This window comes from Shewanella sp. CAL98-MNA-CIBAN-0140 (genome assembly GCF_040309905.1).
Lineage (GTDB): Bacteria > Pseudomonadota > Gammaproteobacteria > Enterobacterales > Shewanellaceae > Shewanella > Shewanella psychromarinicola.
Window position 1 is genome coordinate 1 of the sequence record NZ_JBEOPI010000209.1, and the last position, 261, is coordinate 261.

1 protein-coding gene is annotated in these 261 nt (G+C 42.1%); it reads right to left on the reverse strand.

Going from position 1 to position 261, the window contains the following annotated elements:
• Positions 1-243 (reverse strand): hypothetical protein (locus AAEY93_RS20785; protein WP_351079583.1); only part of this gene is annotated, 243 nt, incomplete at its 3' end.
• Positions 244-261: the final 18 nt, after the last annotated feature.

A 261-nucleotide genomic window follows, 5' to 3' on the forward strand; every position in this document is an offset into this window, starting at 1 on the left:
GTTATATTCTTTATAAAAATCGCGTGATACATCGTAAGAGACATTCAGCAAACTAATATTTTTATTATCGACAGCTGCGTTAGCGTCTTGGGTGGCTTGCGTTGGATTACAGCCAGTAAGCAGCACCATAGTTGTAATGGCGCCACCCATCATCAAAGTGCGTGGCAAAATACTTGTCTGAGCAAACCCTAAACTTTGATTAGCGGGGTGTAATACGTTGGTCGCTTTGGCAATATGTCGCATGGTAGCTCTCTATAAGAT